The 6,859-nt window shown below is 57.4% G+C and carries 6 protein-coding genes and 1 pseudogene; all 7 read right to left on the bottom strand.

All coding sequences use genetic code 11. The annotated features are described in order from the left end of the window. Positions 1 to 297 (bottom strand): annotated as a pseudogene (locus NKJ12_RS31790) (recombinase family protein); the annotation flags it as partial. A gap of 12 nt (positions 298 to 309) precedes the next feature. Further along, positions 310 to 1,464, bottom strand: coding sequence for a recombinase zinc ribbon domain-containing protein (locus NKJ12_RS31785; RefSeq protein WP_352707660.1), 1,155 nt, complete (start codon positions 1,462 to 1,464; stop codon positions 310 to 312). Positions 1,465 to 1,467: 3 nt separating this feature from the next. Continuing rightward, positions 1,468 to 2,202: a TylF/MycF/NovP-related O-methyltransferase gene (locus NKJ12_RS31780; protein ID WP_352707658.1), complete on the bottom strand. Its 735-nt coding sequence runs from the start codon at positions 2,200 to 2,202 to the stop codon at positions 1,468 to 1,470. A gap of 473 nt (positions 2,203 to 2,675) precedes the next feature. Beyond that, complete coding sequence (locus tag NKJ12_RS31775; protein WP_352707656.1) at positions 2,676 to 3,596, bottom strand: aminotransferase class IV; 921 nt, start codon at positions 3,594 to 3,596, stop codon at positions 2,676 to 2,678. Positions 3,597 to 4,311: 715 nt separating this feature from the next. Then, entirely contained in the window at positions 4,312 to 5,883 is a 1,572-nt protein-coding gene (tnpC, locus tag NKJ12_RS31770; RefSeq protein ID WP_352707654.1) for an IS66 family transposase, read from the bottom strand. A 54-nt stretch (positions 5,884 to 5,937) separates the two neighbouring features. After that, the gene (gene tnpB, locus NKJ12_RS31765; RefSeq protein WP_014761846.1) at positions 5,938 to 6,291 is read right to left on the bottom strand and encodes an IS66 family insertion sequence element accessory protein TnpB; all 354 of its coding nucleotides are present in this window, start codon (positions 6,289 to 6,291) and stop codon (positions 5,938 to 5,940) included. Then, entirely contained in the window at positions 6,272 to 6,745 is a 474-nt protein-coding gene (gene tnpA, locus NKJ12_RS31760; protein WP_352707652.1) for an IS66-like element accessory protein TnpA, read from the bottom strand. The genes tnpB and tnpA overlap by 20 nt, the downstream gene beginning before the upstream one ends. Between the last annotated feature and the right edge of the window lie 114 nt (positions 6,746 to 6,859).

Below are 6,859 nucleotides of genomic sequence, written 5' to 3'. Positions count from 1 at the left end.
AAATGCTATCGTCGATCACCGAGATCAGGACCTGGCGCGCACTGCCGAGTTCGCGGAAGCGCGCGAATATCAGGCGAATGGTCTCGTGCCGGCGCATGTCGGGATCGAACGCGAGACCGTAATCGCGGTGCCAGACATAGCCGAAGGGCACGGAGATGCGCAGTTCCCCGCGCTGTGCCTTGGCGCGGGCGGCGTCGTACTGCGGGCACGTAGCACGCCGAGCTCGAACTCGCTGATGCTGCCCTTCATACCGAGCAGCTGACGGTCGTTCGGCAATCCCGGATCGTACGATCTATCATGTTGATACCCTTATTCGGTAGCAGGTTGGTTAAAGTCGAGGTGTTGCCGCACGCCGGATTTGAGCTCTTGTATTGCTGCGATTGTTGCCGCGGCATCTGGAAACAGAACGCGTTTGTGAGTGGCGTTTTGGTGGATACTGATCACGCCATTGCGGATTCGATGCCGGATCCAGGAGCGAGAAACGTCCGCTGCCATCGCTAGTTCAGACACCTTTAGCCAGCCGGGAATGTGGTGAGAGCGGGCTGGTGTAGACTGCCTCAATACGCGATGGCGTTGTCGGACGATCTGGACTGTGCGCACAGGAACGTAGCTGCGGCGCGGTGAGCGGAAGCCTTCCTTAGTCAGTGTGGCCGCTATTTCCGTGTCGTTGAGCCCTTGATGAGCCAGCTCGAGCAGCCGGACCTCCATCTCGGCGCCGCGAGACAGGGCGCTCAAGGCATGAACTCTCGGCTCGACCTCGCGTTCGGTGACTTCACCGCCTCGCCAAACGATGCGGATCGTAATCCGATCTCGGACCACCCGTTGCAGGATCACTTTGTCGATCAGGCTGCGTAGCAAGGCTTTCTTGCGTCCCCACTCTATGTCAGGTCTCTGCCAAAATTCGGGAAGTTGCGAACCGGCAGCGATAAAATCATTCTGTTCTGCTGACGTCAGATCGTCCGATTGACTTTGCATCGCGCGACGGCGCTCAAGTGCATCCTCCGCTTGACGAAGCTCACGCAGAGCCCCCTCCCAACGGCGCTCCAACTCGGCCGCAATCAGGCGATTGTCAGGGTCAACCCGATTGTATTGCCGTTCTGCGAGCAGCGCTTGATAACGCAGCCGTTTGATCTGCTGCGCTTCAGCGAGCTCAAAAGCCTCGTCTGCCTGCTGACGAGCATCTTTGGCGTGCATCAACTCGGCCAACTCAGCCGGACTGGCCGCCGCGAAGAGGGCCTCAACGACGCGGGCGTCGATGGGATCGGCTGGCAAATGCTGGCATAAGGCTCCGCCCTGGCTGCGTGCCAGGAAGTTGCAGACGTAACGGTTGCCGTTCTTGTATTCAACGCCCATTTTATGGCCGCATCGCCCGCACCAGACAATGCCTTGCAACACCGCCGCGCCATCACGCGGCGCACCGCGTGTCTGGTTTCGTCGGTATTCAGCGTGATTGTCGCTCAGCATGTTTTAGGTCGGCGGCCAATTCCGATAGACGAGGTGCGGATAGACCTGTTCCGCGAAGCGGCCATCCCGCTGAATTAGCGCTTCCTCAACCGCCTCCATAGCGCCAATACAGGTCGAGCAAAGCGGGTCGTCGAACACCCAGTAGCCGCCATCGACCATATGTTTTCTCGACACATCATAGCTGTAACTCACTGCGCTATAGATATCGCAATCGACATGATTAAGGCGGACTGAGCCAACCGTCTTTAATGTGTCTTCAGCGGTCTCCTCGAACAGCCCCCGGATCAAATGGAGGTTATCAATTTTCTCTTTCTTAATAAGCCCGAGTAATTCTTCGTAGCCGGGATCCTTGAAATCGTTCTCTCTATGGGCGTCGCGTTGCGGGTCCGTTGCCGGCATTCCCTCGAAAGTGTCGAACGCATATACATTCACGCCGGGATGAAGCTCCCGACAAACGGCCGCCATGAAGAGCGCACTTCCCCCGCGATACACCCCAAATTCGGTGATATGGCCGAAAGCTAGTTCGTCGAAGCCAAAGCGTAAGATCAAGTAGAGATTCATTCGCTTCTGCTCAGGCAGGATCGTAAGCTCCTGCGCCAATTCTGTGGCCTTGTTGTAGAGCTTATCCTGACGCAATTGCCGGACCAGATCGCCGAACTGAAGACCAGATCCTCGCTGATACCCTGCGCGAAGGCTCCGGCCCCTTGATCTCGCTGGCGCCTCACTGAATTCAGGCATAACTATTGTCATCGATTTCCTCGTCAAATATGACGTTTGTGTCTTCAAAGATGGTCATCTTTGCCCTACAGTCTTCTTGCCATGCTGCCACTCTAGTGCCCCTCCGCAGGTGTCTTTGGCAATCAGGCCGCCCGCGGCTATGGCCAAAACTCTGTGCCCACGAATAGATTAGCAGGAGAGCGCGAGAGAGTTCATAAATTTACTGTAACATTTTTTCTACCCAAGAGTCCCCTCTGATTGGGGATCGCGGTGGGGCGTCGGAGGGCAAGCAGAAGGTCGGCCGAGAAGAATCCCGTTACGAGCCGCAGGCTACTGTCGCCTAATCGGCTCAAGGAAGGGGCAGGGCAAAGTGGGGGGATGGCGAACACCCGGCCGAGGTAGGTGCGAGAGCGTTTGAGCTCGCTACACGTCCGGCGAAACTGCGTGTTTCGGTAAATCCCGGACACTGGGTGGTCTCCGGTTTCGTCTTAGAATCACTGTCCGGAATCCCTGGAATAGGCAAGCCAATCTCTATACTTCGACTTGCGACCGCGAGCGATGTCCTCATAAGCGCCCCACAAACGGTTGGTGATCGGTCCCGGCGCGGTTTGCTTGAGCTTGATGCCGTCGATACTGCGGATTGGGCGAACCTCCTGGAAACTGTTGCAAAGGAACGCTTCCTCAGCGATGGCCGTTTCAGCGCGGTCAATCTCTCGCACTTCGACGGGTAAGCCAAGCTCCTCACCTGCGATTTTGAGAAAGGTATCCCGCGTAATACTGTCGAGAATACCGGTGGAAGCGGGCGGCGTAACCAGTGCGCCCCGACGGACCATCATGAAGCAAGAATTCGTAGATTCCGATACCAAGCCTCGGGAGTTGAGGAGCAGTGCCTCATCATAACCGTGTCGCTTGGCATCCATGAGGGCAAACCGCCCATTATGATAGTTGGCGCCTGCTTTTATGCGCGGCGGCATGGAAGCATCATCAATACGCCGCCAGCTACTGATCCCAATGTTGACCGTCCCTCCTGCAAGTGTCCCTGCACCGCGGGGAGTTGCGGTGCAGACAAGTACAAGCGGACCGCTGACGTCATAAAGCCCTTCGCCCCTCACTATGATAGACAAACGAATGTGAGCATCTCCTTCGATACTGTTGGCTTTGAGCACCTGCCAAACTGAATATTCTAATTCCTCATCTGAGTACTGCTGCGGAAGGCGCATCAGGTCCATGGATTCATGCAGCCGCTCAAGATGCTCGCGAAGACGAAAGAGGTATTGGCGGTCGCCATAGTAGCAACAAATGCCCTCGAAGACATTGGCGCCGTATTTGGCGCCCGTAGACGCCACGTGAATGGTAGCGTCCTCCCATGGAGTAATGTTGCCATCCATAAAAATTTTGGTTTTGCCCGAGGTCATGATTTTCTCCTATCGAAAGTACTAGGCAAATCGGGGCGCGGATTTTCACTCGCAGTGACTCCTTGGTGGCGAGGTGCTCTCCGTGTGGTGCATTCGCAAGCACCGCAGCCAGTGTTGAAATTACCTCTTGTGAGATTTGTGAGATGCCGCCAATCCGTCACGTCTTTTTACGTTTTCGATGCTCCACACGCTTGAGGCTGTCACATTCGCGGATCAGAGAGAGATTGTCGGTATCGACACGGATTGCCTCAACGTTTCCACTCAATGTAGTCGTACTGGCCACGATAAGCCGAAATGAAGGGACACGCCGGCCGCTTGGACGTATGGCAGACCGTTACAATCAGAAATGAGCGCTCTTCTTGCCATTCGCTTAGATCGCATCAGTTGCTTCAGCATTGTCTGGGATCAACTTACCACGGCCGGCGATTTGCGATCGCGAATATAATGTAAACTTTTGAAGATTTATGGCAGAGCACCTTCAAGAGCTCTGGTGGTTACGTGGTGGCAACCCAGAAAGACCCTAGCTGGCTGATCAAAAAGGCTCGAGATACCCGTTTTGAATCTGATTTGTGCTCGGTCTGATTCTGATACGTTCCGTGAACAAAACGGTTTTTCAACAACCTGCTAGGCTAGACCGTAAGCGCGATTTTCCCTGCACGTTGACGCCGGCGCTTTCGACGGATGGCCTTCGAATTGGGAACGGTATCTGGTCTGATCAGACTGCTGTTGCTTTGGCGAAGTTGAAGGGCAGCAGATCGTAGATATCAGCGTCCTCGTTGCGTTGAGGCAATTCGGTGAGGACGTGGCGCAGCCACGCTAACGGCTCGACGCCACAGGCGCGGCAGGTCAACATCAGGCTGTAGATGACGGCGCTGGCCCTGGCTCCGTCGACGGTATCGCTGAACAGCCAACTTTTCCGGCCAGTGGCAAAGATTCTGATGTCACGCTCGAGAAGATTGTTGTCGATCGGCATGCTGCCGTCCTCGGTGTAACGAGTCAGATATCCCCATTGGTTCAGGGTGTAGGAGACGGCGTCGCCGAGCTTGCTGTCCGGCAAGACTTTTGGGGCGATGTCGTCGAGCCATGCCTTGAGAGCCTGCAGGATCGGGACACTATGTTGCTGGCGGAAGCGGCGAATGCAGTGATCTCGCGTTTCGCCGTCATCGGAGATTTCGTTCCGCGCCTGCCTTTCAACCCGATAGAGCTGTTCGAAGAACCGGAGTGCCTGTTCCGGCGGCCCGCCACCCTTCTTCCTCGCCTTTAGGGCATCGACGAAGCGCCGCCTCGAATGAGCCATGCAGCCAAGATGCGTTGCCCCTTCCAGCGTGCGCCAGGCGGAATAACCGTCACTCATCACGATGCCGCGGTAATCGCCCAAGAAGGTCTGCGGGTGTATCTGGCCGCGACCCGGCTGATAATCGAGCAGCACGATCGGCTCGTCACTGTCGTGGCCGCTCCGGTATGCCCACATGTACGAGGTGCTGGTGGCCTCTCTGTCCATTTCCTTCAGCACCTGGACCGTGGTCTCGTCGCCATGGATGAGGGGCTGCGATCTGAGCCGCAGCTTCAGCACGTCATAGATGCGGGCGAGATGCTTTTCGCTCGAGCCGATCACCCAGTGACCCAGAGCGCCACGGCTGACAGGAACGCCCGCGCGCTCGAAGGCCTGCGCCAGGCGGTAGAGCGGTGTGCCGTCGACGTATTTGTGAACGAGCGCGAAGGCCAGCGTCGAAGCCGTGGCGATGCTGCCCGGCAAGGGTTGCGCGGGCATCGGCGCGGTCACGACCGGCGTGTTGATGCCGGTACGGTCGCAATGACGGCAAGCATATTTGAACCGCACATTCTGCAGGACCTTCGCCTTCACCTCGATATGAAGTTGCTCGGTAACGGCCTCGCCCATGCGATGCATCTGGTGACGGCAGCAAGGACAAGCCCTCTGATCGTCGGGAAGGTCATACTCGACGCGCTCGCGCGGCAGGTTTTCCGGCAAGGCCTTGCGGCCGCGCTTCTTTCCCGTCGCCCCTTCGCTCGCCGGCAAGCCCGTGTCCGGCAGGACAACGACGCCGCCATCTTCGTTGTCGGCGGCGTCCTCATCCGCGGCCTGTTCGGCTTCATTGAAGAGGCGGTCAATGTGCTTTTCACTGCGCGGCGCAAAACGATGCAGTCGTGCAAGCGCCAGCTCTTCCTCGAGTTTGACGACGCGTTCGGTGAGTTGACGGTTCTGCGCCTGCAGCGCAGCAATACGCGCCATCAACGCTTCAACAGTCGGTTCGCCGGGTCGATTCATCAGATTCTTGAATCGAAAGCATGCCGCCGCGTCAACCGCTCAATTCGAGAGCCCTCAACCCGCAACCTGATATTGCCGCACCGGATGGCGGACCATCGCATCGATGTCGATGCCGTCGAGGATCCAGTGCAATTGCTCGGTCGTAAGCGTGACCACCGCTGCCTCCCGGCGCGGCCACCGGAACTTGTCCTCGGTCAGCCGCTTCAGGACCAGCACAAAGCCCGACCGATCGAAGAACAGGAGCTTCATCCGGTCGCGACGGCGATTGCAGAACGCAAAAACCGCCGGAGCAAACGGATCGAGCGCCATCGTCTCTTGGACCAGAACCGCAAGGCTGTTGATGCCGGCCCGGAAGTCGATTGGCTCGCGGTGCAGGTAGACTTTCAGGTCAGCGCCCAGTCTGAACATGACCCAGTGCTCCGATGGTCGCCGTCAACGCATCCACATCACCGCATTCCAGCGTCAACTTCACGCCGTTCGGCAGCGACGCGCTCACCTTGGCTGGAGAGGAAAAAGGCGCTGTCCTTTTCGATGCCGACCTACGTGCCCCATCGCAAGTCCCCGGCAAATCCACCGCAGCCATGCTGCTCTGTCGCAGCAAGGCCCGATCGGAAGTGCTTTCAATCTGAACCGGGATGAACGCCGATGGTGGGGGCTGTGGGAGGGACTGGGTCTCCGCCCGCTTCTTTATCCACTTCCGAAGAAGGTTCGCATTGACCCCATGTTCGAGCGCAAGCTTCGATACCGACACGCCAGGCTCAAGACAGGCCGAGACAAGACGGTCCTTCGATGCCGGGTCGTATCGGCGTCGCCCGTCCCGACCGACAAGCCTCACCCGCAGTTTCTGCTCATCTTCTTCCATCACAAGGTGTCCACCTATTTTGGTGGACACCTTGTATGGGGATTTCGTTGTCAAGGGGCCTTCACTGATTTCGCGGTAAAGCGGTCAGGATAGCCATAACAGAACGGTTGGTCA

Origin of the sequence: Mesorhizobium sp. M0195, assembly GCF_040322115.1 — a bacterium.
In the GTDB taxonomy this organism is placed as follows: Bacteria; Pseudomonadota; Alphaproteobacteria; order Rhizobiales; family Rhizobiaceae; genus Mesorhizobium.
The sequence above is the reverse complement of the archived record's forward strand: the minus strand, read 5'-3'. Positions and strand labels throughout refer to the sequence as shown.

Coding starts and splice junctions, on each gene's coding strand:
- NKJ12_RS31780 (WP_352707658.1), bottom strand. CDS start 2,202: ATGCCTGAATTCAGTGAGGCGCCAGCGAGATCAAGGGGCCGGAGCCTT.
- NKJ12_RS31775 (WP_352707656.1), bottom strand. CDS start 3,596: ATGACCTCGGGCAAAACCAAAATTTTTATGGATGGCAACATTACTCCA.
- NKJ12_RS31785 (WP_352707660.1), bottom strand. CDS start 1,464: ATGCTGAGCGACAATCACGCTGAATACCGACGAAACCAGACACGCGGT.
- tnpA (WP_352707652.1), bottom strand. CDS start 6,745: ATGGAAGAAGATGAGCAGAAACTGCGGGTGAGGCTTGTCGGTCGGGAC.
- tnpB (WP_014761846.1), bottom strand. CDS start 6,291: ATGTTCAGACTGGGCGCTGACCTGAAAGTCTACCTGCACCGCGAGCCA.
- tnpC (WP_352707654.1), bottom strand. CDS start 5,883: ATGAATCGACCCGGCGAACCGACTGTTGAAGCGTTGATGGCGCGTATT.